This window comes from Nocardioides carbamazepini, from assembly GCF_024614185.1.
GTDB lineage: Bacteria > Actinomycetota > Actinomycetes > Propionibacteriales > Nocardioidaceae > Nocardioides > Nocardioides carbamazepini.
Map to the genome: position 1 here is coordinate 203,800 of NZ_JAHTLF010000024.1, position 24,144 is coordinate 227,943.

The following is a 24,144-nucleotide window of genomic DNA, read 5'->3' on the forward strand; positions in this document are numbered from 1 at the left end:
CCTAACCGCCCGTCAGGCCAGCAAACCTCGCACCACGCGCAGGCCGACCGAGACCTTGGCGATGTCGCTCGGCTCGTCGGAGCACACCGCGGTCAGCGCGCCGATCGCCTTGTCGACGACCCCGCCGGCCTCGGCCTCCCAGACCGACACCCGGCGGGTCGCCGCCTCCAGCGGGTCGTCCGTGCCGGTGACGTCGCCCGTGGCCCCGAGGACCTGAGCGGTGAGCTGCGCATGGACCGTGTAGAGGTCGTCGCGCAGCGCCGCCCGGGCCATCGTCTGCCACTGGTCGGCGCGCGGCAGGTCGACGATCCGGCGCTGCAGCACCGTGAGGCCGAGCCGCTCCGCCAACGCGAAGTGGACCCGGGCGACCTCGGCGGGGGTGAGGTCGTGGCTGTCCGCGATCTCGACGACATTGAGCAGGGTGTAGGCGACGTCGAACGACGCGACCCGGGCCGCGAGGTCCTCGGGCACGCCCTGCTCGACCAGCAGCGTCCGCCGGGCCTCGTACGACGCCAGCTCGGCGCCGGTCAGCAGCCGGGGCAGCTCCAGCATCGTCTCCTGCACGGGACCCGCGAAGAACTCGACGCTGCCCTGGCTGTCGAGCGGAGGCCGGCGGTTGGTGACCAGCCAGCGGGAGGCGCGTTCGACCAGGGTGCGCATCTCGACCCGCATCCGGGTCTGCACGGCCGCGTCGAGCACGTTGTCGTACTCCTCGAGCTCCCGGCGCAGGGCGAGCGAGCCGAAGATCTCCCGGGCCACGAAGTTGGCACGGGTGAGCTCGGCGGCGCTGGCCCCGGTCTCGGCGGCCAGGCGCGGCCAGTAGGTCATGCCCGCGCCGTTGACCAGGTCGTTGACGACCTGGGTCACGATGATCTCGCGGCGCAGCGGGTGCTCACCGATCTGGTCCAGGAAGCCGGCCTGGACCGGCTGCGGGAAGTAGGACCGGAGGTCGAGGGCGAGGTAGGGGTCCTCCGGCAGGTCGGAGGCGAGCAGCTCCTCGGCCAGCACGATCTTCGTGTAGGCCATGAGCACCGCCAGCTCGGGCTGGCTGAGCACTCCCCCGGCCTCGATCCGGCGCTGCACCTCGCGCTTGGCCGGCAGCGCCTCGAGCTCGCGGTCCAGGAGCCCCTGCGCCTCGAGGTCGCGCATCCACTGCTCGTGGACGTGCAGCAGCGAGACAGCGTTCTTGGCCGCGTTGGCCAGCGCGAGGTTCTGGTCGTAGTTGTCGCGCAGCACCAGCTCGGCGACCTCGTCGGTCATCGACGCGAGCAGCTCGTTGCGCTGCTTGCCGGTCAGGTCACCGGCGGCGATCACCCGGTCGAGCAGGATCTTGAGGTTCACCTCGTGGTCGGAGGTGTCCACGCCGGCCGAGTTGTCGATGAAGTCGGTGTTGATCCGGCCGCCCCCGACGGCGTACTCGATCCGGCCACGCTGGGTGAAGCCGAGGTTGCCGCCCTCACCGACGCAGCGCACCCGCAGCTCTCCTCCGTCGACCCGGATGGCGTCGTTGGACTTGTCGCCCGCGTCGGCGTCGGTCTCGGTCGACGCCTTGACGTAGGTGCCGATGCCGCCGTTCCAGAGCAGGTCGACCGGTGCCAGCAGGATCGTCCGCATCAGCTCGGCCGGCGTCAGCTGGCGCACGCCCTCGGCGAGCCCGAGCGCCGCCCGGACCTCCGGGCTGATCGGGATCGACTTGGCGCTGCGTGGGAACACCCCGCCTCCCGCGGAGATGAGCGCCTTGTCGTAGTCCTGCCAGCTCGACCGGGGCAGGTCGAAGAGCCGACGACGCTCGGCGTACGACGCCGCGGCGTCGGGCCGCGGGTCGAGGAAGATGTCGCGGTGGTCGAAGGCCGCGACCAGCCGGATGTGCTCGGAGCAGAGCATGCCGTTGCCGAAGACGTCGCCGGACATGTCACCGATGCCGACGACGGTGATGTCCTCGTTCTGGCAGTCGACGCCCATCTCGCGGAAGTGACGGCGTACCGACACCCAGGCGCCTCGGGCCGTGATGCCCATCGCCTTGTGGTCGTAGCCGACCGAGCCGCCGCTGGCGAAGGCGTCGCCGAGCCAGAAGCGGTAGTCCGCGGAGACGCCGTTGGCGATGTCGGAGAAGGTGGCGGTGCCCTTGTCGGCGGCGACGACCAGGTAGGAGTCGTCGGCGTCGTGGCGCACGACATCGGGCGGCGGCACGGTCTCGCCGCCGACGAGGTTGTCGGTCACGTCGAGCAGACCGCGGATGAAGGTCGTGTAGCAGGCCACCCCCTCGGCCAGCCAGGCCTCCCGGTCGCTCGCGTCGGGCAGCTGCTTGGCGTAGAACCCGCCCTTCGCGCCGACCGGCACGATCACGGTGTTCTTGACCATCTGCGCCTTGACCAGGCCCAGGATCTCGGTGCGGAAGTCGTCGCGCCGGTCCGACCAGCGCAGACCGCCGCGGGCGACCGCGCCGAAGCGCAGGTGCACGCCCTCGACCCGGGGGCTGTAGACGAAGATCTCGAACCGCGGTCGCGGCTGCGGGAGGTCCGGGATCGCCGAGGGCTCCAGCTTGAGCGAGAGGTACGGCTTCGGCAGACCCTCGTCGGTCTGGAAGTAGTTGGTCCGCAGGGTGCTGCGGATGTGGGTGAGGTAGGAGCGCAGGATGCGGTCGTGGTCGAGGCTGACCACGTCGTCGAGAGCGGCCCGGATCTTCTCGACCAGCGCCTCCTCACGCGCAGTCCGGTCGCCCTCGGCCGCCGGATCGAAGCGCACCTCGAACAGCGCCACCAGCAACTGGGCGAGGTCGACGTTGTCGACCAGCGCCTGCTCGATCGAGTCGAGCGCGAAGGGGCTGCTGCCCTGTCTCATGTACCTGGCATACGCCCGCAGCAGCATCGCCTGCCGCCAGGTGAGCTGGGCACGCAGCACCAGCCGGTTGAAGCCGTCGGTCTCCGTGTGCCCGTCCCACATGGCGCGCATGGCCGCGGAGAACAGCTCGCGGGCGTGGTCGGGCAGCGCCTCGTCGTAGCGCAGGCCGAAGTCGTAGATGTGGGTACGCCGCTCCAGGCCGGCGAGTGCGTAGGGCCGCTCGTCGACGACCTCGACCCCCATCGAGGACAGCATCGGCAGCACCGAGCTGAGCGAGAGGGGCTCGCCGATCCGGAACATCTTGAGCCGGGCCTCGCCGTCGGCTGCGTCCACCTCGGCGTACAGCGACTGGTCGCGGCCCTCGTCGCCGTGGATCCCCTCGATCCGGCCGAGGTCGACCGCGGCCGTGCGGGGGGTGAAGTCCTCCTTGTAGGCCTCGGGGAAGGCGTCGAGGTAGCGGCGGCCGAGCAGCGCGCCGACCTCCTCGCCGTACTCCGCGATGACGGCCTGTAGGAAGTCCTCCTGCCACGAGCGGGATGCCTCGATCAGGCGGCGCTCGAGGTCGGCGGTGTCGATGTCGTCGGGGATCAGCTCGCCCTTGGGCAGGTGCACGACGAAGTGCACCCGCGCGGTCGTCGACTCGTTGATGCTCACGTTGAACTCGACCGCGTCGGGACCGATCCGGCCCTTGCCGATCTGCTCGGTGAGGATCTGCACGAACCGGTGCCGCACGCCGGTGTTGTAGCGGTCGCGCGGCAGGTAGACGAGGACCGACAGATAGCGCGCATAGGTGTCGCGGCGGATGAACAGGCGGACGGCGCGGCGCTCGCGGGCGCGCATGGCGGCCTCCACGATCGGGGCGAGCTCGTCGACCGGGGTGTGGAACAGCTCGTCGCGCGGATAGGTCTCGAGCGTGTCGAGCAGGGCGGCGCCGTCGTGGCTGCGGGCGTCGTAACCGCCGCGGGCGAGCACCTCGTCGACCTTCTCCCGCAGCAGCGGGATCCGCAGCAGCGACTCGGTGTAGGCGGCACTGGACAGCAGGCCGAGGAACCGCCGCTCCCCCACGACCTCCCCGTCGGGACCGAAGGTCTTCACGCCCACGTAGTCGAGATAGGCCGGGCGGTGCACCGTGGAGCGGGAGTTGGCCTTGGCCAGGACGAGGAGCCGCTTCTCGCGGGCCTTGGCCTTCACCGCCTCCGGCAGACGGCTGAACGCGATCGAGGTGTCGCCCTCGGCCGGGTTCTCGCGCAGGATGCCGAGTCCGGTGCCCGGCACCGGACGCAGCACGTCGTCCTCCGGCTCACCCTCGACGGCCACCCGGTCGAGGACGTACTCGCGGTAGCCGAGGAAGGTGAAGTGCTCGTCGGCGAGCCAGCCGAGCAGCTCGGCGGCCTGGCGGATCTCCTCGGCGTCGAGCGGAGGCGGGTCGGAGGCGAGGCCGGCGACCACCTCGGCGACCTGCGCCTGCATGGCCGGCCAGTCGTCGACCGACGCGCGGACGTCGCCCAGCACCCGGCGGCAGTCGGCCGCGACCTGCTCGGGAGTGTCCTCACCCTCGCCGCTGAGCCGGCCGATCTCCACATGCATCCAGGACTCGCGGACCGTGCCTGCGGCGGGCGCCGTGGACCCGGAGGCGACCGGATCCGCCGCGACCAGGCGACCGGCCGCGTCGCGGCGTACGTCGAAGGTCGGGTGGACCACCGTGCGCACGTCGTGCAGCCCGCGCGACAGCTCCATGGTCAGGGAGTCGACGAGGAAGGGCATGTCGTCGGCGACGACCTCGACGACGGAGTGCCCGCCGGCCGACCAGCCGTTCTCGGCCACCGTCGGCGTGTACACCCGGACCTTGGCCTGCCCCGGCGTGCGCTCGAGCGCGAGGTGGTGGTGAGCGGCGAAGGCGCCGTACACGTCCAGGTCGCTGCGGCTGGCGAGCTCCTCCGTCGCGACATGCCGGTAGTAGGCCGGCAGCAGCACAGGGAGCGCATCACGGGGCGGTGCCCCGGATCCCTTGGCCGGTCCGGCCGCCGCGGCGGCCTGCTCGAAGATGCGGTCACGGTCTGCCCTCTGTGCCGAGAGCGGCGGCGTCGTCATTGACACACCTCGACCCTAGGACCTCGTCGTCACGGCCCACAACCGACCCGTCCGGCGTCGTGTCTCGGATCCCATACAGCCGAGGGCGAGCCACCGGGGACGCGCCCGGCCTCGCCCGTGGATACGCTCCGGAGGTGACGTTCACGGTCGGGCAGCTGGTCCGGACGCCGGCGCTCGCGACCCGTTCCCTGACACCCGGGGTCGGCGAGTGGCGCCCGGTGGAGTGGGCGCACGTGTGCGAGCTCAGCGAGCCGTGGGAGTGGATCGGCGACGGCGCCCTCGTCATGACCACCGGCCTGGGCGTCCCGGCGGCCGTGGAGGCCCAGTGCGCCTACGTCCGGGGCATGCACGACGCCGGCATCGTCGCCGTGACCATCGGGCAGTCGATGTCCGCGCCGCCGCTGAGCCCGCAGATGCTGGCACTCGCGACCGAGCTCGACTTCCCCGTCCTCGAGACCGCGCTGGAGATGCCGTTCATCCGGGTGGCGATGGGCGTCGCCGAGGCGAACAGCCTGGAGAACCAGAAGCGGGTACGCCTCACCGAGCGGCTGTACGCCGCCCTGCGGTCCCACGCCGGCGACGTCGACCTGGACGGCCTGCTGGCCGACGTGCAGGAGCTGCTCGGCGGCGTGGTCACCCTCCGACCCGAGGGCACCGCCGAGCGACGCAAGAGCCACGGCGAGGTCGAGCACGTCGGCCCGGGACTGTTCGAGACGACGCTCGTCGCGCCGGGTGAGCCGCGGCTGCGCGTCGAGTACGCCGACGCGACGACCCCCGACTACTCGGTCCTCCAGCACGCCGCGGCCGTCGTCGGCAGCCTGCTCGCCGCGCGCTTCGCCGCCAGCCGCCAGGACTGGCTGCACGGCTCGCTGCTGCTCGGCGACCTGCTCGACGCGGCCATCGCCTCCGAGCCCGCGGCCCGGTTCCTCGACCCGCACCGGATCGCGCCGCCGTACGTCATGGCGGCCTGGCGCGGCAGCTCGGTGGACGGTATCGAGGAGACCCACATCGCCCTCGACGCGGGCGGCGTGCGCAACCTGCTGACCGCGAAGGACGGCCTGGTCGTCGTCCTGGGCGCGGCCGCGCAGCTCGAGGCCATCGAGGCCGGGCTGGCCCGGTTCGGTCCGGTCGCCATCAGCGCGCCGTTCGACGAGATCGCCGACCTGCCCGAGGCCCACCGCCAGGTCCGCCTGCTCCTCGCCCGGGCCGAGCGCTCCCCCGGCCGGACGCCGAGCGTGCTGCGGTTCACCGACGCCCGCCCGGCCTCCCTGTTCCTCCCCGACGGCCCCGAACGGCTGCGCGAGGCGGCCACGATCGTGCTCGGTCCGCTCCTGGAGTACGACCGCTCCCGCGGCACCCGGCTGGTGCCGACCCTGCGGGTCTTCCTGGAGGAGAACCGGAGCTGGGTGCGCTCGGCGGACCGGCTCTACGTGCACCGGCAGACGCTGGTCTCGCGGATCAGCCGGATCGAGGAGATCACCGGCCAGCGGTTGAACTCGATCAGCGGCGCGGCCGAGCTGTGGCACGCGATCCAGGCCGGCGTCGAGTGCGGCCTCCTGCCCCCGACGCAGTAGCGCAGGCCGTCATACGAACGTATGAGACGGGCGCCACATCCCCCACGACCGTCTGATTCCGCCCCGCTGCCGGGCCGCCTAGCGTGACGCGCCGACCCACCTGCTCACGGAGGCGATATCCATGCCAGCTTCAACCACTGCGGTCCGCGCCTACATCGACGGCGAGTGGCGCCCCGGTAGCGCGCCCGACGCGACCTACCGCGCGGCGTACGACGGGGCCGAGCTCGGCTCCTTCGCCGTCTGCACCCCCGACGACGTCGACGCCGCCGTCGCCGCCGCGCGAGCCGCCCAGGCCGGCTGGGCCGCGACCCCGCTGCTCGACCGGGTCGACCTGATGTACCGCGCCTTCGAGGTCTGCGCCGGCAGGAACGAGGCGATCGCCCGGGCGATCAGCGCCGAGATGGGCAAGACGATCGCGGAGTCCCGCGAGGAGATGGTCGACTACGGCTGGGGCCACTTCCGCCGTGCTGCCGAGGACATGCTCCGCTTCCGCGGCCAGACGCTGCCCAACAGCGAGACCCGGAGCAACTCGATGCGGACCATGGTCTCGCACTACCCGCTGGGCGTGGTCGGCGTGATCTCGCCGTTCAACTTCCCCGTCGACATCGCCGCCATCGGCATCACCTACGCCCTGGTCGCCGGCAACACCGTGGTCTGGAAGCCGTCGGAGCACTGCCCCGGCAGCACCGCGCTCTACGCCGAGATCTTCGAGGAGGCCGGCTTCCCGCCGGGCGTCTTCAACTTCGTGCCCGGGTACGGCGAGGCCGGTGCCCGGCTCGTCGACCACGACGACGTCGACGGCATCTTCTTCACCGGCAGCACCGGCGTCGGCCGGAAGATCAGCGAGCGCTCCGGGCTCAAGCGGCTGCTGCTCGAGCTGGGCGGCAACGGCCCGATCATCGTCCACGCCGACGCCGACGTCGACCGCGCTGTCGACGCGACCGTGACCGGCTGCTTCTACATGGCCGGCCAGGTCTGCACGGCCGCCGAGCGGGTGCTGGTGCACGACGACGTGCACGACGAGTTCGTGGCCAAGCTGCTCGACCGGGTCCGCGACCTCAAGGTCGGCAACCCGCTCGACGAGGCCACCGACATGGGTCCGCTCTGCAACGACGCGACGCTGGAGAAGGTGCGCGGCCACGTCGAGGGCGCCCGCGCCGACGGCGCGACGATCCACCAGTTCCACGAGGCGTCGGGACGGATCTACCCGCCGACCGTGCTCACCGGAGTCACCCGGGCGATGGACATCGCCCGGCACGAGACCTTCGGCCCGGTCGCGCCGATCATCCGGTTCAGCAGCCTCGAGGAGGCCCTCGAGATCGCCAACGACACCGAGTTCGGCCTCAACGCCGCCGCGTTCACCGCCGACCTGAAGGACGCCTGGCGCTTCGTCGACGGCCTGCAGCACGGCACGGTGCTGATCAACGAGACCACGAACTACTGGGACCAGCTGGCGCCGTTCGGGGGCGCCAAGGCCAGCGGCATCGGCCGCGAGCTCTCCACGGACGCGCTGCTCGCGTTCACGGAGAAGAAGACCATCGTCATGAACGTCGGCTGACAGGACGGAAACCCCGATGACCACAGCAGTCCCGCCCACGGCCGCCGTACCGACGGCCGACGGCGCACTCGGCAAGATCGAGGCCCGCTCGATCGACTACGTGCCGCTCTCCGAGCGGACCGGCCGCCTCAGCGACCAGGCCACCATCTGGTTCGGCGGCAGTGCCCACATCCTCAGCCTCGCCACCGGCGCCATCGGCATCGCGCTCGGCCTCAACCTGGTCTGGACGCTCATCGCGCTGGTCATCGGCACCGTCCTCGGGACGGCACCGGTGGCCGCCCACGCCACGCAGGGCCCGCACCTGGGCCTGCCGCAGATGGTGCAGTCGCGTCCCCAGTTCGGCCGGTACGGCGCCCTGTTCATCTGGGCCATGGCGATCGCCGTCTACTGGGGCTACGTCGTGCTCGGCGAGAACCTGCTCGGCGCCACCGGCAACCAGCTCGGCTGGGGCGGCGCGGTGCCGTGGACGATCATCGTGGGCGTCGTGTCGATCGTGCTCGCGATCTTCGGCTACCACTGGCTGCACGCCGCGCAGCGCTGGGTGACCCTGGCGCTCGTCGTGGCGCTCGTCGTGTACGTCGGCGGCCTCGTCGTCGGGGGCCACATCCCGGCCTCGACGATGTCGCTCGGCTCGTCGTTCTCGATCGCGCCCTTCCTCGTCGTGGTCTCGGCGTCCGCGGCGTACCAGCTCTCGTGGGCGTTCTTCGTCTCCGACTACTCCCGCTACCTGCCGCCGGACACGGACAAGCGCAAGATCATGAGGTTCACCGCGCTCGGGCTGTTCTTCGGGGTCTTCTCCTTCGAGGCCGTGGGCGCTGTCTGCGCCGCGCTGCTGCCGTCCGAGTCGATCACGGCGGGCCTCGCCGGCACCGGCGACTACGTCTTCGACGGCTTCGGCGACATCCTGCTCGTCATCGGTGCGCTCGGGCTGCTCGGCCTGATGGCGATGTGCGTGTACGGCGGCTCGCTGACCCTGATCACCGCGCTCGACAGCCTGCGGCCGGTGCGCCCGACCCGGACCATCCGGGTGGTGACCATCCTGCTGGTCGGCATCACCGGAACCATCGCGGCGGCGTACGTGCCGACCGACTTCCTCAACACCGACTTCTACACGGTGCTCGCCGTGCTCGCGTACCTGATGGCGCCGTGGACCGCGGTCAACCTGGTCGACTTCTTCGTCGTGCGCCGCGGTCAGTACTCGATCCGCGAGATCTTCAACGCCGACGGCATCTACGGGCTGTGGAACTGGCGCGGCATCACGGCGTACTGCGTCGCCTTCGTCGCGATGGTGCCGTTCATGTACCTGTCCTTCTACCAGGGGCCGGTCGCGAAGGCGCTGGACGGCGTCGACCTCGCCTTCTTCGTCGGGATCCCGGTCGGCGCGGTGCTCTACGCGCTGCTGTGCCGCGGGACGGACCTCGACGCCGAGCGCGCCGTGATCGCCGAGGCCGACCGTGACCTGGACGAGATCGCCGCGCCGGTCGAGTGAGCGAACGCCGAGAGATGGAGGGACACATGACCACGCACGACGTCGACGTCGTGGTGATCGGGGCCGGCTTCGCCGGCCTGGTCGCAGCCCGGGAGCTCGGACGCGGCGGCCTGGACGTCCTGGTCCTCGACGCCCGGGACCGGGTCGGCGGACGGACCTGGACGGACCACCGGCTCGGCCACCAGCTCGAGCTGGGCGGCACCTGGGTGCACTGGGTGCAGCCGCACACCTGGGCGGAGCTGACCCGCTACGGGCTGGGCATCGAGCGGACCCCGGCTGCCGAGGAGGCCTACTGGCTGGGCGCCGACGAGGTCCGACGGCACGGGACCGTCGAGGACCTCATGACCGTCATCGACGCTGCGCAGCAGCGGATCGTGGACGACGTCCGCGCGGCGATCCCGCGCGGCGTCGAGCCCACGGTCGGCGCGATCCAGCAGCTGGACGCGCTGAGCATCCAGGACCGCTTCGACGCGCTCGACCTCCCGGCCGAGGAGCGCAACGCCAACGAGGCCGTGTGGGTCGGCCACGTCAACGCTCCCCTCGACCGGGTCGGGCTGTCCAGCGCGCTGCGCTGGGTCGCGGCGACCGGCGGTCACTGGCAGCTGATGCACGAGGTGTCGTCGACCTACCGGGTCGTGGGCGGGATGTCCGGGTTCGCCGCGGCGATCGCGGCCGACGTACCCGGCGAGATCCGGCTGTCGACGGCGGTCACCCGCGTCGAGCAGGCCGATGGTGTCCTGCTGGTGGGCTGCGCGGACGGCACCGTGGTCCGCGCCCGCCGGGTGGTCAGCACGCTGCCGGTCAACGCGATCGGCGGCATCGACTGGAGTGCCGAGCTGCCGGCCGCGTGGCGGCGGGCCAACAAGGAGAAGGTCGCCTCCCAGGGCGTGAAGGTCTGGATCAAGGTGCGTGGCCGGGTCCCGCGGTTCGTCGGCTACACCAGCCAGCGACACCCGCTCTCGGTGCTGAAGAGCGAGCTCGTCGACGACGACTCCACCGTGCTCGTGGCGTTCGGCCCCGACCACACCGCGCTCGACACGACCGACCTCGCGCAGGTGCAGGCGGCCGTCGACGCCTTCCGCGACGACCTCGAGGTGCTCGAGGTGACCGCCCACGACTGGATGGCGGATCCCTGGGCGGCGACCACCTGGATGACGCACCGGCCGGGACAGCTCACCCGCGACCTCGCCGAGCTGCAGGAGCCGTGGGGGCAGGTGCACTTCGCGACCAGCGACAATGCCTCCCTGTGGGGCGGATTCGTCGACGGGGCGATCGAGAGCGGGCTGCGCGAGGCGCGGCTGATCCTGGCGGAGGTGCCGCGATGACGCAGGTGTCGTACGACCCCCGCACCGGTGGGATCAACGGCGAGGTCGGCGACTCGACGGCCGAGGAGGTCCGGGCCGCCGTCCGGGCGGCCGCGGTGGCGGCGCCGACGGTGGCGGCCCTCTCCCCCGCCGTACGACGCGACTGGCTGGTCGCGGTCGCCGACGCGCTGGAGTCCGACCTCGACGCACTCGTCGCCCTCGCCGACGCCGAGACCGCTCTGGGCACCGCCCGGCTGGCCGGCGAGGTGCAGCGCGCCGCCGGACAGCTGCGGTTCTACGGCGCGGTCGCGGCGGAGGGCTCCTGGCTCGGCGCCACCCTCGACACCGCCGGCCCGCACCTGGCCCGCACCAAGGTGCCCCTGGGGCCGGTCGCGGTGTTCGGGGCGAGCAACTTCCCGCTCGGGTTCGGCGTCGTCGGCAACGACACCGCCTCGGCGATCGCGGCCGGCTGCCCGGTCGTCGCCAAGGCGCACCCGGCGCATCCGCTGCTGAGCGAGCGGCTGGCCGCCCTGGCCCGGGCCGCGTTGAGCACTGCCGGGGCACCCGAGAGCGTCCTCGGCCTCGTCACGGGCCAGCAGGCCGGCGTCGACCTGGTCCGGTCGCCGGAGATCGCGGCGGTCGGCTTCACCGGGTCGCAGGCGGGTGGCCTGGCGCTGTGGCGGATCGCCAACGAGCGCGAGGTCGTGATCCCGGTGTACGCCGAGATGGGCACCGTCAACCCGGTCGTGGTCACGCAGGCCGCCGCGTCACGGATGGCCGAGATCGCAGTGGGCCTCGTCGGCTCGTTCACCCTCGGCTCCGGCCAGTTCTGCACCAAGCCCGGGCTGCTGCTCGCGCCCCGCGGCGTGGATGCCGCGCACGAGGTCGCCCAGGCGCTCCGATCGGCCGCCCCGGCGCCGGTCATGCTCACCTCGGCGATCGCCGCCGCCGTCCGGGCGGGCGTCGAGGAGCTGGTCGCCGCCGGCGGCCGGCTCGTCGTCGCCGTCGAGCCCGCGCCCGGCAGCGGGTGGGACGCTCCGGCCGCTGTCGTGGAGGTCGACGCCCACCGGTTGGTCCCGGGGAGCCGGCTGCTCGAGGAGTGCTTCGGTGCGGTCGTGGTCGTCGCCGAGTACGACGACCCGACGGAGCGCGACGCCGTCCTCGACCGCCTGCAGGGTGCCCTCGCCGCCAGCGTCGTCACGGACGGACCGGACGACCCGGAAGGCGCCGTCCTCGCCCGCCGTCTCGGCGGACAGGTCGGCCGGGTCGTCGTCGACGACTGGCCGACCGGCGTGGCGTACACCTGGGCGCAGCACCACGGCGGCCCCTGGCCGGCGACCTCGGCACCCGCCGCGACCTCGGTGGGCGCGGGCGCGCTCGACCGGTTCGTGCGCCCGGTGACCTTCCAGGACGTGCCGGACGCCTGGCTGCCGGAGCCGGTGCGGGCCGCCAACCCGTGGCGGGTGCCGCGTCGGGTCGACGGCGTCCTGGAGGTGCCGCGATGACCGCGCCCCTCGACGGCGTCGTCGTCGCCGACCTCAGCCGGGTGCTGGCCGGGCCGCTCGCCGCGAGCATGCTGGCCGACCTCGGCGCCACGGTGGTCAAGGTCGAGCGCCCCGGGACCGGCGACGACACCAGGCAGTGGGGCCCGCCGTGGACGGAGACCTCGAGCTCGTACTTCGAGTGCGCCAACCGCTCGAAGCAGTCGGTCGAGCTCGACCTCGACGACCCGGACGACCGCTCGCTCGCCGTCGAGCTGACCCGTCGCGCGGATGTCGTCATCGAGAACTACCGGTCCGGCGCCCTCGATCGGCGCGACCTCGGCTACGAGCAGGTGGCCGCGCGCAACCCGGGTGTCGTCTACGCCTCGATCAGCGGCTTCGGGTCCGCCGGCGGCCGGGACCTGCCCGGCTACGACTTCCTCGTCCAGGCGGTCGGCGGCCTGATGAGCGTCACCGGCGACCCGGCCGAGCCGACCAAGGTCGGCGTCGCCCTGGTCGACGTGCTGACCGCGAAGGACGCGACCATCGGCATCCTCGCCGCGCTGCGCGAGCGCGAGGCCAGCGGCCGGGGTCAGCGGGTCGAGGTGAACCTGCTGTCCAGCCTGCTCGGCTCGCTGGCCAACCAGGCCTCCGGCTTCCTGACGACGGGCCGGGCTCCGGCCGCGATGGCCAACCAGCACCCGTCGATCGCGCCGTACGAGACGCTCTCGGCCGCCGACGGCCTGGTCGCCGTGTGCTGCGGCAACGACGGCCAGTTCCGCCGGCTGGCGCAGGTGCTCGAGCTGCCCCGTCTCGCCGACGACCCGCGGTTCGCGACCAACCCGGCCCGCGTCGAGCACCGCCCGGCGCTCGTCGCCGCCCTTGAGAAGCAGCTCGGCCAGGGGCCGGTCGCCGCCTGGGTCGATCAGCTTCAGGCGGCCGGCGTCCCGGCGGGCGCGGTCGGCAGCGTCGCCGACGCCTTCGCCCTCGCCGAGCGCCTCGGCCTGCGTCCTACGGTGGACGTCGGCCCCGACGCCCCGCCCCAGGTGCGCAACCCGATCACCCTCGGCCGCACCCCCATCAGCCGGTACGCCGCACCGCCGCGGCTCGGCGAGCACACCAACGACGTCCGCCGCTGGCTGACCGAAGGAGAAGGATCATGAGCACCGCACCCCTGGACCTCGCCGGGATCGATGACCTGCTGTCCGAGGACGAGAAGACCGTGCGCGCCACCGTCCGCCAGCTGTGTGATGAGCGGATCGACCCGTACGTCGCGGACTGGTTCGAGCAGGGTGCGCTGCCCGACGTCCGGGGCCTGGCCAAGGAGCTTGGCTCGCTCGGTCTGCTGGGCATGCACCTGACCGGCTACGGCTGTGCGGGGATGTCGGCGACCGACTACGGCCTGGCCTGCCTCGAGCTCGAGGCCTCCGACTCGGGGATCCGCTCGCTGGTCTCCGTGCAGGGGTCGTTGGCGATGTTCGCGATCTGGCGGTGGGGCTCGCAGGAGCACAAGAGCGAGTGGCTGCCCCGGATGGCCGCGGGCGAGGCGATCGGCTGCTTCGGCCTGACCGAGCCCGACGCCGGGTCCGACCCGGGCAGCATGCGCACCCGTGCCCGCCGGGTCGCCGGCGACGGCTCGGACTGGGTCCTGGACGGGCGGAAGATGTGGATCACGAACTCCTCGGTCGCCGATGTCGCGGTGGTGTGGGCCCAGAGCGACGAGGGCGTGCGCGGCTTCGTCGTACCCACCGACACCCCCGGCTTCTCCGCCCCGGAGATCAAGCACAAGCAGTCGCTGCGTGCGTCGGTGACCGGCGAGATCGTGCTCGACGACGTCCGGCTCCCCGCGTCCGCGGCGTTCGCGGAGGTGCGGGGTCTCAAGGGGCCGCTGTCGTGCCTCAACGAGGCGCGCTACGGCATCGTGTGGGGGGCGATGGGCGCGGCGCGGTCCTCCCTGGAGGCGGCGCTGGACTACGCGAACCAGCGGGTCCAGTTCGGCAAGCCGATCTCGGCCTTCCAGCTGACCCAGCACAAGCTCGTGGAGATGAACGTGGAGTACACCAAGGGCATGCTGCTCGCGCTGCACCTGGGTCGTCGCAAGGACGCCGGGACGTTGCGCCCCGAGCAGGTCAGCCTGGGCAAGCTCAACAACGTCCGCGAGGCGTTGGATATCTGCCGCACGGCCCGCACGATCATGGGCGCCAACGGCATCTCGCTGGAGTACCCGGTCATCCGTCACATGAACAACCTCGAGTCCGTGCTGACCTACGAGGGCACCGTCGAGATGCACACCCTGGTCCTCGGCCAGGCCATGACCGGGCACGCGGCCTTCCGGTGATGCGCTGACACCGGCCTCTCGTCGTACGCCATGATCGTCGTATGCGATTCAGCCGAGAGCTCGCCTACGACGCCCCGCCGGAGGAGGTGTTCGCGATGCTCGCGGACCCCGCCTTCAGGGAGAGGGTCGGCGCCGCCCAGGACGTCGTGTCCATCGACGTCACCCTCACCCCGGACGGTGCCGGCTTCACGCTGGTCAGCGACCAGGTGCAGAACACCGCCGGGCTGCCCGCGATCGCCAAGAGGATCGCGGGCGACACCACCCGGGCCGTGATCCGCGAGGAGTGGTCCGACACCTCGTCGGGCACCATCGAGATCACCGCTCCCGGCAAGCCCACCAAGGCCACCGGGACGCTCCGGCTCACGCCGGCAGGTGCGGGCACGACGTACGTCCAGGAGCTCGACGTCGTCGTCAAGGTCCCGCTGGTCGCCGGCAAGCTGGAGAGACTGATGGCCGACAACATCGACGCAGGCCTGACCACCGAGCACACGGTGGGCACGGCCTGGCTGAAGGGAGAGCGCTGAGATGGCGACCCGACTGGTGCACGAGATGACCTACGACGCCTCCGCGATCGAGGTCGCGGCGATGCTCACCGACCCGGCGTTCCGGGAGACGGTGTGCCGCAACCAGCGCGCGACGTCCTACGCCGTCGAGATCGAGGGCAACGTCGACGCGAAGGCCGTGCGGATCGAGATGGAGCAGCCCACCGACAAGGTGCCGTCGTTCGCGAAGAAGTTCATCGGCGCGACCACCACGATCGTGCAGACCGAGACCTGGGCGAGCCCGCTGAAGGCGACCGTCACCGTCGGCATCCCCGGCAAGCCCGGAGAGATCAACGGCACCACCACGCTGGTCGAGACCGACGGTGTCACCAAGGAGACGGTCGACCTCGAGATCAAGGTGAAGATCCCGCTCGTCGCGGGCAAGATCGAGGAGCTGCTGGCCAAGCTGCTCGGCAGCGCGCTGCGCGCCGAGGAGCGCACCGGCAAGGAGTGGCTCTCCAGTCGCTAGTCGGATCCGCGCGGTCGGGGCGCGGCTCGGACGTGGGCGCGCTCACCCTGCTTGCCGATCAGGCTGAGGTACTCCACCGGACCTGAGCTGGTGGCCGCGGCCCAGTGCGGGGTGCGGGTGTCGAACTCCGCGGCCTCCCCGGGCTCGAGGATGAGATCGTGCTCCCCCAGCACGAGTCGGAGTCGTCCATTGAGGACGTAGAGCCAGTCGTAGCCGTCGTGGACGCGCAGATCGGGCTCGGCGTCGTCGGAACCTGTGGGGAGGACGAACTTGTAGGCCTGGATCCCGCCGGGCCTGCGGGTCAGGGGGAGGACCGTGGATCCGTCCGCACACGCGATGGGCCGCAGGTTGACGCGTGGGTTGCCGGTGGGCGGCGCATCGACCAGCTCGTCGAGCGTCACGCCATAGGAGCGAGCCAAAGGCAACAACTGCTCCAGGGTGGGCCGCCGCAGGCCGGCCTCGAGCCGGGACAGGGTGCTGGTCGAGATCCCGGTCTCCTCGGCGAGGTCACTGAGGGTGATGTCGCGACGCCGGCGCAGCTGCTTGAGGCGCGGACCGACGGCGTCGAGAGTGCGACCGGTCGTGTCGTCCATGCCGGTCAGTTTGCCATTCGGCAACAACCTTTGCGAATCCGCCGCCCGCCACCCACGATCGAGGTGAAGGGACGTGAGGGACGTGAGGAAGACCGCGATGACGCACTCGTTCGACCAGGACTACTGGGACCGGCACTGGCAGGGCGACCGAGCCGGTGCTCCCGCCGCCGAGGCGGGCGCTCCGCCCCACCCGCACCTGCCGCGGGAGACCGGTGACCTCACCCCCGGAACGGCGCTCGACGCCGGCTGTGGCGCGGGAGCGGAGGCGATCTGGCTCGCGTCCCGCGGGTGGCGGGTCACCGCCGCGGACATCGCGGAACGGGCGCTGGCCCGTGCGGCCGAGCTCGCGGCCGCGAGCGGGGTCGCGGATCGGGTCCAGTGGGTCCACGCCGACCTGTCCCGCTGGGAGCCGGGCACGACGTACGACCTGGTCACCACCCACTACGCGCACCCCGCCATGCCCCAGCTGGAGTTCTACGACCGCGTTGCGACATGGGTCGCCCCGAGCGGCACCCTGCTGATCGTCGGGCACCTGCACCGCGACCACGGACACGGACCTGGTGGGGCTGAGCCGCCGGCCGCGGCGACGGCGACCGCAGCCGGCATCACGGCCCGGCTCGATCCGGCCCGGTGGGACGTCGTGACCGCCGAGGAGTCCCCCCGTGCCGTGACCGGCCACGGCGCGTGCGCGGTCACGTTGCACGACGTCGTCGTTCGAGCGACCCGGCGCGCCTGACCCAGCCATCCAGACCGCCGGCCCCCGGAGCGGTGCCGGCGCGACCTCGTCCTGCCACCGGGCAGGCGGTGAAGGGAAATCCCATGAGCACGAACCCGTCCTCGGTCGGCCTCGGACCTGGCGATCCGGTCGACACCGGCGCCCCGACCATCCACGACGCCCGGCAGCGCCGGGCCATCCTGGCCGCGGTCTGCATCGCGCTGATGGCCGTCATCGCCTCCGTGACCGGCCTCAACGTCGCCCAGCCCGAGCTCGCGGTCGCGTTCGACGCCTCGCAGAGCACGGTGCTGTGGTTCATCAACCTCTACACGATCAGCCTCGCCGCGCTGCTCCTACCACTGGGCGCACTGGGCGACCGGATCGGCCGCAAGCCGGTACTGCTGGTAGGCCTGACCGTCTTCGGCGTCGCGAACGTGGCAGCCGGCCTGGCCGACTCCTCGGAGATGATGCTCGCCTCCCGGTTCGCGGCCGGCGTCGGAGCAGCCATGATCATGCCGGTCACCCTCGCCGTGATCACGTCGACCTTTCCCGAGGAGGAGCGTGCGAAGGGCATCGGCGTGTGGACGGGCGTCGCGGGTGGTGGCGGCATCCTCGGCATGTACCTGTCCGCGCTGCTCGTCGACGTCGCGACCTGGCGCTGGCTCTTCGTCCTGCCCGTCGTTCTCGTCCTGGTCGCGGTCCTGATGATCGTGCGGTCGGTGCCCGACTCCCGCGAGCGCACCGAGCACCGGTTCGACACCATCGGCTCGACCACCTCGGCCCTCGCCGTGCTCGGGTTGATCTTCGCCCTCCACGAGGGACCGGTGCACGGCTGGACCGAGCCCGCGACCCTCGTCGGTCTGGTCGGCGGCGTCCTGGCCGCGGTCGCCTTCGTCAGGTGGGAGCTGCGCCAGGCGGCACCCCTGCTCGACGTACGACTCTTCGGCCAACGAGGCCTGGCCAGCGGGTCGGTCTCGCTGCTCGCCGTCTTCGGTGTGCAGGCCGGGATCTTCGTCGTGCTCTTCCCGTTCCTCCAAGCCGTGCTCGGATGGTCCGCGCTGCGCGCCACGCTGGCGATGATGCCGATGGCGGTGCTGATGATGCTCGCCTCCGGTCTCGCACCCCGGCTCGCCGCCCGCGTCGGTGCCCGGACCACCATGGCCACCGGCATCCTCCTCGGCGGCGCCGGTCTCGCCTTGATGGCCGGCCTGGTCTCGGTCCACGACGGCTACCTTGCGGTCCTCCCCGGCATGCTGGCCATGGGCCTGGGCATGGGCCTGTCGATGACGCCCTCCACCGAGGCGATCACGAGCTCGCTGCCGCGCGAACGCCAAGGCGTCGCCTCCGCACTCAACGACGTCACCCGCGAGTTCGGCACCGCCCTGGGCGTCGCCCTGCTCGGAGCGATCCTCTCCGCCGGCTACCGGAGCGCCATCGACGACCAACTCGCCGGCGTCCCGGACGATGTAGCCGCCGCTGCCCGCGAGGGGGTCGCGAACGCCGTCGCCGCCGCCGATCGCGCCGCTCCCCAGAGCGACGCATTGGTCCGGGCGGCCCAGGAGTCGTTCGTCGAGGGCTGGCAGCACGCCATGTGGGCCGGCACCGCGGTCATGGCCGTCCTGTTCGTCTACGTCCTCGCTCGCGGTCCCCGGCGCTCCGAGCCGGCCGTCACGGACCTCACGGAGGCGGTCTCATGACGCGATCGGGGTCACCGGAGTCGTCCGCCCCGTCGCCGGCCTCGGCGCGGCGGCGGAAGAAGATCACGATCCCCAGCACCACGAACGGGCCGAAGGCGAGCACGATCGTCGCGATCTGCTCCACGGGATGCAGCGCGCCGAGATGCAGCGCGATCACGGCTCGTCCTTCGGCGGGCCCTTCCTGGCCGCACGGCGCCCGCGGGGAGCGCGCTGCCGGGTGGACGAGGACAGGTCGATCAGCTCGTCGAGCGCCTCGCGCACACAGGTGCCGAGGAGCTCGGCGTCCGGGATCCAGTCGCGGTCGGCGGTGATGCCGTAGAACACCCCGCCGTCGTACGACGTCACGCCGATCGCCAGCGGGTGCCCGGGCGTCAGCGGCGGGACCGGGTAGCTGGCGAGCATGCGCGCGCCGGCGGCGTACAGGGGGGCCTGCGGGCCGGGGACGTTGGTGACCGAGAGCTGGTAGCCGCGGCGCAGCTCGATGGCCGCCACCCGCGACCCGATCGCGTGGAAGGTGGTCGGGGCGAAGCCGGCGATCCCGGCGAGCCGGTTGGCGGCGACGCTGCGGCCGGTGTCCTTGTGCGCCTGGAAGGAGTAGGACACCTGGTGCAGACGCACCACCGGGCTCGGCTCCCCCACCGGCAGGTCGACGAAGTGCGCGGCGATCTGGCTGCCGAGCGAGGTCGCCTCGAGCTCCTCGTCGATGACGGAGACGGGAACGACGGCACGCACCTGGCGCAGTCCGCCGAGCGACTCGGCGCGGGTCATCAGCCAGGCCCGCAGGGCACCGGTGAGGGTGGCGAGGATGACGTCGTTGACCGTGCCGCCGTGGGCCTCGCGGACCCGGCGGTAGTCGGCCAGGCGGGTCTCGACGGTCACGATCCGGCGCTGCTGGGACAGCGGGCCGCTGATGACGCCGCCGGTCCTGGGCCGGCGGCCGGTCGCGGCCGCGAGGAACGACCGGGCGCGCTCACTGCGCCGGTCGGCCGTGCGGGCCAACGCCCGCGAGCCGGTGCGCACGGTGTCGATCAGCTCGCCGGCGTCGGTGAGGTTGTCGCGCACCGCGCCGGCCAGCAGGTGGGCCGGGCTGAGCGGGCGCCGCGGGCGCCAGTCGTCGGGCTCGAGCGTGCGGGCCTCCGGCTGGAGGTCGAGCAGCAGCTGACCGAGGTCGACGGTGTGGATGCCGTCGACGAGCGCCTGGTGCGCCTTGGAGAGCAGCGCGACCCGGCCGCCCTCGAGGCCCTCGACGAAGTAGATCTCCCACAGGGGACGGCTGCGGTCGAGCGGGCGGGACACGATCCGCGAGACCAGCTCGAGCAGCTGGGCGGACGTGCCGGGACGCGGGAGCGCGGAGCGTCGTACGTGGAAGCCGAGGTCGAACTTCTCGTCGTCGACCCATACCGGGCTGGCCAGGTGGCCGGGGATCGCCTGCAGCCGCTGACGGTAGCGCGGCACGAACGCGATCCGGTCGCGGATCAGCTCGACCAGGCGGGCGTGGTCGAACCCCCCGGGACCCTCGCCGGGCTCGAAGATCTCGATGGTCGCGTTGTGCTGCGGCGTCTGCGGCGACTCCTGCTCGAGGAACGTCAGGTCGCGCGGACGCACCCGATCCACCACGTCGTTCTCCAGCCTCTGGACGGAACCCCCGGACGATCAGCGACCAGCCCCATCCGGCCGCCTTGGGATCACATGAGATTCTGGCAGACGACACCGATCATCCGCGGATTCGTCCGCGGGTGTTCTGCGACAGGAGGAAGCATGCAGCGGCTGCGCATCGTCGGCGCGGCGCTCGCCGGGTTCATGCTCCTCGGGACCGCCACCGCGTGCGGCTCCGAGGACAAGGCGGGCTCCGACGAGAAGGTCGTCGTCGACATCACCGTCAAGGACGGCGAGATCACCCCGAAGGGCGACCGGGTCAAGGTCGCGGCCGGCCAGCCGATCGACCTCGTCGTGACCGCCGACACCGCGGGCTCGCTGCACATGCACTCCGACCCGGAGCAGGAGTTCGCCTACGACGTCGGGACCAAGACGTTCCCGGTCTCGATCGACCGGCCCGGCGTCATCGAGGTCGAGTCGCACGACCCGGCGCAGATCATCGTGCAGCTCGAAGTCCGATGATCCCTGCCTCCGGCACCGTCGAGGCGCACGGCATCGGCGGCCAGGCCGACCTGCCGATCTCGCTCGAGCTCGCGGTGTCCGGCGCGGTCGCCGCGCTCGTCGTCTCCTTCACCGTCCTCGCCGTCGCCTGGCGCCGTCCGCGGTACGACGCGGGCGCGTTCCCCGGCATCCCCGCTCCCCGCTTCCTCGACGTCATCACCGGGTCGGCGGCCTTCCGGGTCGCGCTGCGCGCGGTCGGCATGGTCATCGCCCTGTTCGCCGTGTTCACCGCGGTCTTCGGCCAGGACAGCCTGACGAACCCGTTCTTCGGGATCGTCTACGTCTGGTGGTGGGTCGGCCTGATCTTCGCCTCGGCGCTCCTCGGCCCGGTGTGGCGGGCGATCAGCCCGGTCCGGACCATCAACGCGGGCATCGCCCGGCTCTCGGGCAGTGACCCCGACGAGGGCCTGGTCCACTATCCCGACTGGCTGGGCTACTGGCCCGCGGCGCTCGGCCTCTTCGCGTTCGTCTGGCTGGAGCTGGCCTATACGACTCCGACCGAGCTGGGCTCGGTGCGTCTGTGGTGCGCGGTCTACGTCGGCGCGATGCTCATCGGCGGCGCCGTGTTCGGCAACCGCTTCTACGAGAGCGCCGACCCGTTCGAGGTCTACTCGTCGCTGATCGCGAAGCTCTCGCCGTGGGCGCGGGTGGACGGGCGCCTCGTGCTCCGCAGTCCGCTGGCCAACCTGGCGACGATCCCCTCGGCGCCGGGCCTGATCGGCGTCGTCGGCGTCCTCTTCGGCAGCACCGCCTTCGACTCCTTCGCGGAGTCGTCCTTCTGGGTCAAGACCTACCAGAACGCCTCGGTGAGCAAGTTCCTGCTCGACAACGTGGCACTGGTCGTGTTCTGCGTGGTGGCGGGCCTGCTGTTCAGCATCGGCAGCGCGCTCACGCCGTCACGTGAGGGACTGTCACGCCGTGACCTGCCGCGCCGCTACGCCCACTCGATCGTGCCGATCATTCTCGGCTACATCGTCGCCCACTACCTGACCCTGTTCATCGACGTCGGGACGCAGACCCTGGCGCGGGCCAGCGACCCGCTGGGCAAGGGGTGGGACATCCTGGGCACGGCGGCACTCGAGCCGTCGTACTGGTTCTCGTATCACCCGGAGGTCCTCGCGACGATCAAGGTGCTGGCGGTCGTGGTCGGGCACGTCGTCGCGGCCGTCGCGGCACACGACCGGGCGCTGAGCCTGCTCCCCCAGCGCGACCAGATCACCGGCCAGCTGCCACTGCTGGTGGTCATGGTCGGCTTCACCGCCGGCGGGCTGTTCCTGCTGTTCAGCGCCTGACCGGACGTACCTCGGTCGGTGTGCTGGTTGGATGCGCCGTCCAGCCAGCCGGTCGGTCGGTCGGTGCGACTCAGCGTGTCCCCTATTCGTGCAGCAAACCCTCCGACACACACCGCGCCGTCTGCGTGACCTTCTTCATCCCCGCCGGCGCATAGTCGTAACGCACCGACCGATACACCGTCACCGGCACCCCCGGTGGCGTCGGCTCGGTCAACCCCACCGGCGTATGCGTCGCCGCGAGCAGGTTGTCCTTCGTGAACTCGTTACGGACCGGCGGCCGGTCATGACGCACCGCCTCGGGCTGCCACACCTCGATCGCGTTCCCGACCTTGTCGTAGCCGTACCTCGTCTTCGCCGTGCCCTGACCACCACCCGGCCCCGGAGCCTCGATCTGAGCCAACAGGTTGTCACTCGTCCACACCTGCGTCGTGGTCTTCCCCTCCGGATTGACCGCCGAGACCAGATTCCCCGCCCCGTCATAGACGTACTGCGTCTTCTCGTCCTGCGACGGCAACGGCCCACCGTCATCCGGGTCATAGGCCTGACCCTCGGTCTCCTCCACCAGACCATCCGCGAAGTACGACGTCCGCGTCACACTCCCCTTCGCATCCGTCGACGACACCAACCGACACCACCCAGGTGACGGCCTACAACACTCATCTCGACCACGGCAGGCCACCACTCGCCTCAGAGACGGTCGGCGCGGCGCGCACCCGCAGGCAGCAAGCCACTCTGGATGTCGATCTGAGCAACCTTGGAAACGGCGTCATCAGATTGATGCCCCGCCGCTCGTGGTCGTGGCACGGACGTTGAACGGCATCATGATCAGCGTGGTCGCCACGTCAACGGCACGCATCCACAACTCTCATCAAGACCACCCAAGGTGCTTGGCGACAGCGTTATCGCCGAGCGACGTGGTGGCGAACTGAATCGCCCCGGGTCTGATGGAGGCTCTCAATCCATGGAGGATGAGAGTCATGGCAGCACCCAGGAAGTACCCCGACGAGCTGCGTGAGCGGGCCACCCGGATGGCGGTGGAACTGCGGCAGGACCCGGCCACAAAGCAGGGAGCGATCGCTCGTGTGGCCGAACAGCTCGGCATGCATCCGGAGACCCTGCGGAACTGGGTCCGGCAGGCCGAGATCGACGGCGGTGTCCGGCCGGGCACGACCACCGCTGAGGCGCAGCGGATCGCAGAGCTCGAGCAACAGGTCCGTGAGTTGAAGCGGACCAACGAGATCCTCAAGACGTCCGCAGCGTTTTTCGCCGCGGCGGAGCTCGACCGCAAAATCAAGTAGTCCAACGGGAGGTCCCGGTCGCGGTGATCGTCGACTACATCGACGCCCACCGCGACCGGATCGTGGAGGGCAAGAGGCTCGGAGTCGAGCCGATCTGCGAGGCCCTGCGTGAAGCAGGCGTGCAGATCGCTCCGAGCACCTACTACGCGACCAAGACCAGGCAGCCGTCCGCCCGTTCGGTGCGCGACGCCGCACTGGTCGAGGACATCAAGGTCGCCCACAAGGCCAACCTGGGTGTCTACGGCGCGCGGAAGATCCACGCCGAGCTCAACCGCGAAGGCATCCCGGTGGCGCGGTGCACCGTGGAGCGGCTGATGCGTGCCGAGGGTCTTCGGGGTATCCCCCGGGAGAAGACCCGTAAGACCACCATCGGCGACGGCGCGGAGACCGAACGCCTCGAGGATCTCGTGAACCGCAAGTTCGTCGCCACCGGTCCGAACCAGCTCTGGGTAGCCGACCTGACCTACGTCCGCACCCACGCCGGCTGGACCTACGTCGCCTTCGTCCTGGACGTGTTCAGCCGGATGATCGTCGGCTGGCAGGTGTCCACCAGCCTGCGGACCGACCTGGCGCTGGACGCCCTCGACATGGGCCTGTGGAACCGGCAGCGCGCCCGCCAGGACGTCACCGGCCTGGTCCACCACAGCGACAGAGGCGTGCAAGGCGAAATCAACCGGTCGTCGCAACACCTCGTCATGGGAGGTG

Annotated in this window: 19 protein-coding genes and 1 pseudogene; 15 read left to right on the plus strand and 5 right to left on the minus strand. The window is 71.5% G+C overall.

The features are described 5' to 3' along the window. Positions 1 to 12 precede the first annotated feature (12 nt). Positions 13 to 4,932 (minus strand): NAD-glutamate dehydrogenase, encoded by a 4,920-nt coding sequence (locus KVF89_RS25980; RefSeq protein WP_257430030.1) that lies wholly within the window; start codon positions 4,930 to 4,932, stop codon positions 13 to 15. Positions 4,933 to 5,066: 134 nt separating this feature from the next. Here KVF89_RS25980 and KVF89_RS25985 point away from each other — a divergent pair, with 134 nt between their 5' ends. From KVF89_RS25985 to KVF89_RS26025, 9 genes are all read left to right on the plus strand, one after another. After that, positions 5,067 to 6,506 carry a PucR family transcriptional regulator gene (locus KVF89_RS25985; protein WP_257430031.1) on the plus strand — a complete coding sequence of 480 codons (1,440 nt, stop codon included), beginning with the start codon at positions 5,067 to 5,069 and terminating at the stop codon, positions 6,504 to 6,506. 121 nt (positions 6,507 to 6,627) lie between these two features. Beyond that, positions 6,628 to 8,064: an aldehyde dehydrogenase family protein gene (locus tag KVF89_RS25990; RefSeq protein ID WP_257430032.1), complete on the plus strand. Its 1,437-nt coding sequence runs from the start codon at positions 6,628 to 6,630 to the stop codon at positions 8,062 to 8,064. A gap of 16 nt (positions 8,065 to 8,080) precedes the next feature. Next, positions 8,081 to 9,553, plus strand: a complete 1,473-nt coding sequence (locus KVF89_RS25995) for a purine-cytosine permease family protein (RefSeq protein ID WP_257430033.1) — start codon at positions 8,081 to 8,083, stop codon at positions 9,551 to 9,553. 14 nt (positions 9,554 to 9,567) lie between these two features. Further along, the gene (locus tag KVF89_RS26000) at positions 9,568 to 10,878 is read left to right on the plus strand and encodes a flavin monoamine oxidase family protein (protein ID WP_257430034.1); all 1,311 of its coding nucleotides are present in this window, start codon (positions 9,568 to 9,570) and stop codon (positions 10,876 to 10,878) included. Then, on the plus strand, positions 10,875 to 12,362 hold the full coding sequence (locus tag KVF89_RS26005; RefSeq protein ID WP_257430035.1) for an aldehyde dehydrogenase family protein: 1,488 nt from the start codon (positions 10,875 to 10,877) through the stop codon (positions 12,360 to 12,362). The genes KVF89_RS26000 and KVF89_RS26005 overlap by 4 nt, the downstream gene beginning before the upstream one ends. Next, the gene (locus tag KVF89_RS26010; protein ID WP_257430036.1) at positions 12,359 to 13,501 is read left to right on the plus strand and encodes a CaiB/BaiF CoA transferase family protein; all 1,143 of its coding nucleotides are present in this window, start codon (positions 12,359 to 12,361) and stop codon (positions 13,499 to 13,501) included. The genes KVF89_RS26005 and KVF89_RS26010 overlap by 4 nt, the downstream gene beginning before the upstream one ends. Further along, on the plus strand, positions 13,498 to 14,676 hold the full coding sequence (locus tag KVF89_RS26015; protein ID WP_257430037.1) for an acyl-CoA dehydrogenase family protein: 1,179 nt from the start codon (positions 13,498 to 13,500) through the stop codon (positions 14,674 to 14,676). Before KVF89_RS26010 ends, KVF89_RS26015 begins: the two co-directional genes overlap by 4 nt. Before the next feature lie 41 nt (positions 14,677 to 14,717). After that, positions 14,718 to 15,200 carry a DUF2505 domain-containing protein gene (locus KVF89_RS26020; RefSeq protein ID WP_257430038.1) on the plus strand — a complete coding sequence of 161 codons (483 nt, stop codon included), beginning with the start codon at positions 14,718 to 14,720 and terminating at the stop codon, positions 15,198 to 15,200. A 1-nt stretch (position 15,201) separates the two neighbouring features. Then, complete coding sequence (locus tag KVF89_RS26025) at positions 15,202 to 15,687, plus strand: DUF2505 domain-containing protein (RefSeq protein WP_257430039.1); 486 nt, start codon at positions 15,202 to 15,204, stop codon at positions 15,685 to 15,687. Here KVF89_RS26025 and KVF89_RS26030 read toward each other — a convergent pair. Then, positions 15,684 to 16,280 (minus strand): helix-turn-helix domain-containing protein, encoded by a 597-nt coding sequence (locus KVF89_RS26030; protein WP_257430040.1) that lies wholly within the window; start codon positions 16,278 to 16,280, stop codon positions 15,684 to 15,686. The two genes, KVF89_RS26025 and KVF89_RS26030, sit on opposite strands and share 4 nt — an antisense overlap. Positions 16,281 to 16,353: 73 nt before the next feature. Between KVF89_RS26030 and KVF89_RS26035 the strand changes: the two genes are divergently transcribed. Then, positions 16,354 to 17,016: a class I SAM-dependent methyltransferase gene (locus tag KVF89_RS26035; RefSeq protein WP_257430041.1), complete on the plus strand. Its 663-nt coding sequence runs from the start codon at positions 16,354 to 16,356 to the stop codon at positions 17,014 to 17,016. Between the two features lie 83 nt (positions 17,017 to 17,099). Next, positions 17,100 to 18,692 carry an MFS transporter gene (locus KVF89_RS26040; protein ID WP_257430042.1) on the plus strand — a complete coding sequence of 531 codons (1,593 nt, stop codon included), beginning with the start codon at positions 17,100 to 17,102 and terminating at the stop codon, positions 18,690 to 18,692. On the opposite strand, the gene KVF89_RS26045 is transcribed toward KVF89_RS26040, so the two are convergent. Beyond that, positions 18,673 to 18,849 carry a hypothetical protein gene (locus KVF89_RS26045; protein WP_257430043.1) on the minus strand — a complete coding sequence of 59 codons (177 nt, stop codon included), beginning with the start codon at positions 18,847 to 18,849 and terminating at the stop codon, positions 18,673 to 18,675. The two genes, KVF89_RS26040 and KVF89_RS26045, sit on opposite strands and share 20 nt — an antisense overlap. Beyond that, a complete protein-coding gene (locus KVF89_RS26050; protein ID WP_257430044.1) occupies positions 18,846 to 20,309 on the minus strand; it encodes a WS/DGAT/MGAT family O-acyltransferase in 1,464 nt (487 codons plus the stop codon). The genes KVF89_RS26045 and KVF89_RS26050 overlap by 4 nt, the downstream gene beginning before the upstream one ends. 141 nt (positions 20,310 to 20,450) lie before the next feature. On the opposite strand from KVF89_RS26050, the gene KVF89_RS26055 reads away from it, so the two are divergent. Together KVF89_RS26055 and KVF89_RS26060 are read left to right on the plus strand one after the other, a co-directional pair. After that, entirely contained in the window at positions 20,451 to 20,810 is a 360-nt protein-coding gene (locus tag KVF89_RS26055) for a hypothetical protein (RefSeq protein WP_257430045.1), read from the plus strand. Then, positions 20,807 to 22,141 (plus strand): hypothetical protein, encoded by a 1,335-nt coding sequence (locus KVF89_RS26060; RefSeq protein WP_257430046.1) that lies wholly within the window; start codon positions 20,807 to 20,809, stop codon positions 22,139 to 22,141. Before KVF89_RS26055 ends, KVF89_RS26060 begins: the two co-directional genes overlap by 4 nt. 82 nt (positions 22,142 to 22,223) lie before the next feature. Here KVF89_RS26060 and KVF89_RS26065 read toward each other — a convergent pair whose 3' ends face one another. Further along, positions 22,224 to 22,703, minus strand: coding sequence for a hypothetical protein (locus KVF89_RS26065; protein WP_257430047.1), 480 nt, complete (start codon positions 22,701 to 22,703; stop codon positions 22,224 to 22,226). A 415-nt stretch (positions 22,704 to 23,118) separates the two neighbouring features. Here KVF89_RS26065 and KVF89_RS26070 point away from each other — a divergent pair, with 415 nt between their 5' ends. Together KVF89_RS26070 and KVF89_RS30665 are read left to right on the plus strand one after the other, a co-directional pair. After that, positions 23,119 to 23,439 carry a transposase gene (locus KVF89_RS26070; protein ID WP_257430048.1) on the plus strand — a complete coding sequence of 107 codons (321 nt, stop codon included), beginning with the start codon at positions 23,119 to 23,121 and terminating at the stop codon, positions 23,437 to 23,439. 62 nt (positions 23,440 to 23,501) lie between these two features. Beyond that, a pseudogene (locus KVF89_RS30665) lies at positions 23,502 to 24,113 on the plus strand (IS3 family transposase); the annotation flags it as partial. Positions 24,114 to 24,144: the final 31 nt, after the last annotated feature.

What these genes read in the sequence shown, in the direction of transcription:
- KVF89_RS26040 (WP_257430042.1), top strand. Translation starts at nt 17,100, where the DNA reads ATGAGCACGAACCCGTCCTCGGTCGGCCTCGGACCTGGCGATCCGGTC.
- KVF89_RS25990 (WP_257430032.1), top strand. Translation starts at nt 6,628, where the DNA reads ATGCCAGCTTCAACCACTGCGGTCCGCGCCTACATCGACGGCGAGTGG.
- KVF89_RS26005 (WP_257430035.1), top strand. Translation starts at nt 10,875, where the DNA reads ATGACGCAGGTGTCGTACGACCCCCGCACCGGTGGGATCAACGGCGAG.
- KVF89_RS25980 (WP_257430030.1), bottom strand. Translation starts at nt 4,932, where the DNA reads ATGACGACGCCGCCGCTCTCGGCACAGAGGGCAGACCGTGACCGCATC.
- KVF89_RS26015 (WP_257430037.1), top strand. Translation starts at nt 13,498, where the DNA reads ATGAGCACCGCACCCCTGGACCTCGCCGGGATCGATGACCTGCTGTCC.
- KVF89_RS26010 (WP_257430036.1), top strand. Translation starts at nt 12,359, where the DNA reads ATGACCGCGCCCCTCGACGGCGTCGTCGTCGCCGACCTCAGCCGGGTG.
- KVF89_RS26030 (WP_257430040.1), bottom strand. Translation starts at nt 16,280, where the DNA reads ATGGACGACACGACCGGTCGCACTCTCGACGCCGTCGGTCCGCGCCTC.
- KVF89_RS26055 (WP_257430045.1), top strand. Translation starts at nt 20,451, where the DNA reads ATGCAGCGGCTGCGCATCGTCGGCGCGGCGCTCGCCGGGTTCATGCTC.
- KVF89_RS26070 (WP_257430048.1), top strand. Translation starts at nt 23,119, where the DNA reads ATGGCAGCACCCAGGAAGTACCCCGACGAGCTGCGTGAGCGGGCCACC.
- KVF89_RS26020 (WP_257430038.1), top strand. Translation starts at nt 14,718, where the DNA reads ATGCGATTCAGCCGAGAGCTCGCCTACGACGCCCCGCCGGAGGAGGTG.
- KVF89_RS26025 (WP_257430039.1), top strand. Translation starts at nt 15,202, where the DNA reads ATGGCGACCCGACTGGTGCACGAGATGACCTACGACGCCTCCGCGATC.
- KVF89_RS25995 (WP_257430033.1), top strand. Translation starts at nt 8,081, where the DNA reads ATGACCACAGCAGTCCCGCCCACGGCCGCCGTACCGACGGCCGACGGC.
- KVF89_RS26000 (WP_257430034.1), top strand. Translation starts at nt 9,568, where the DNA reads ATGGAGGGACACATGACCACGCACGACGTCGACGTCGTGGTGATCGGG.
- KVF89_RS26060 (WP_257430046.1), top strand. Translation starts at nt 20,807, where the DNA reads ATGATCCCTGCCTCCGGCACCGTCGAGGCGCACGGCATCGGCGGCCAG.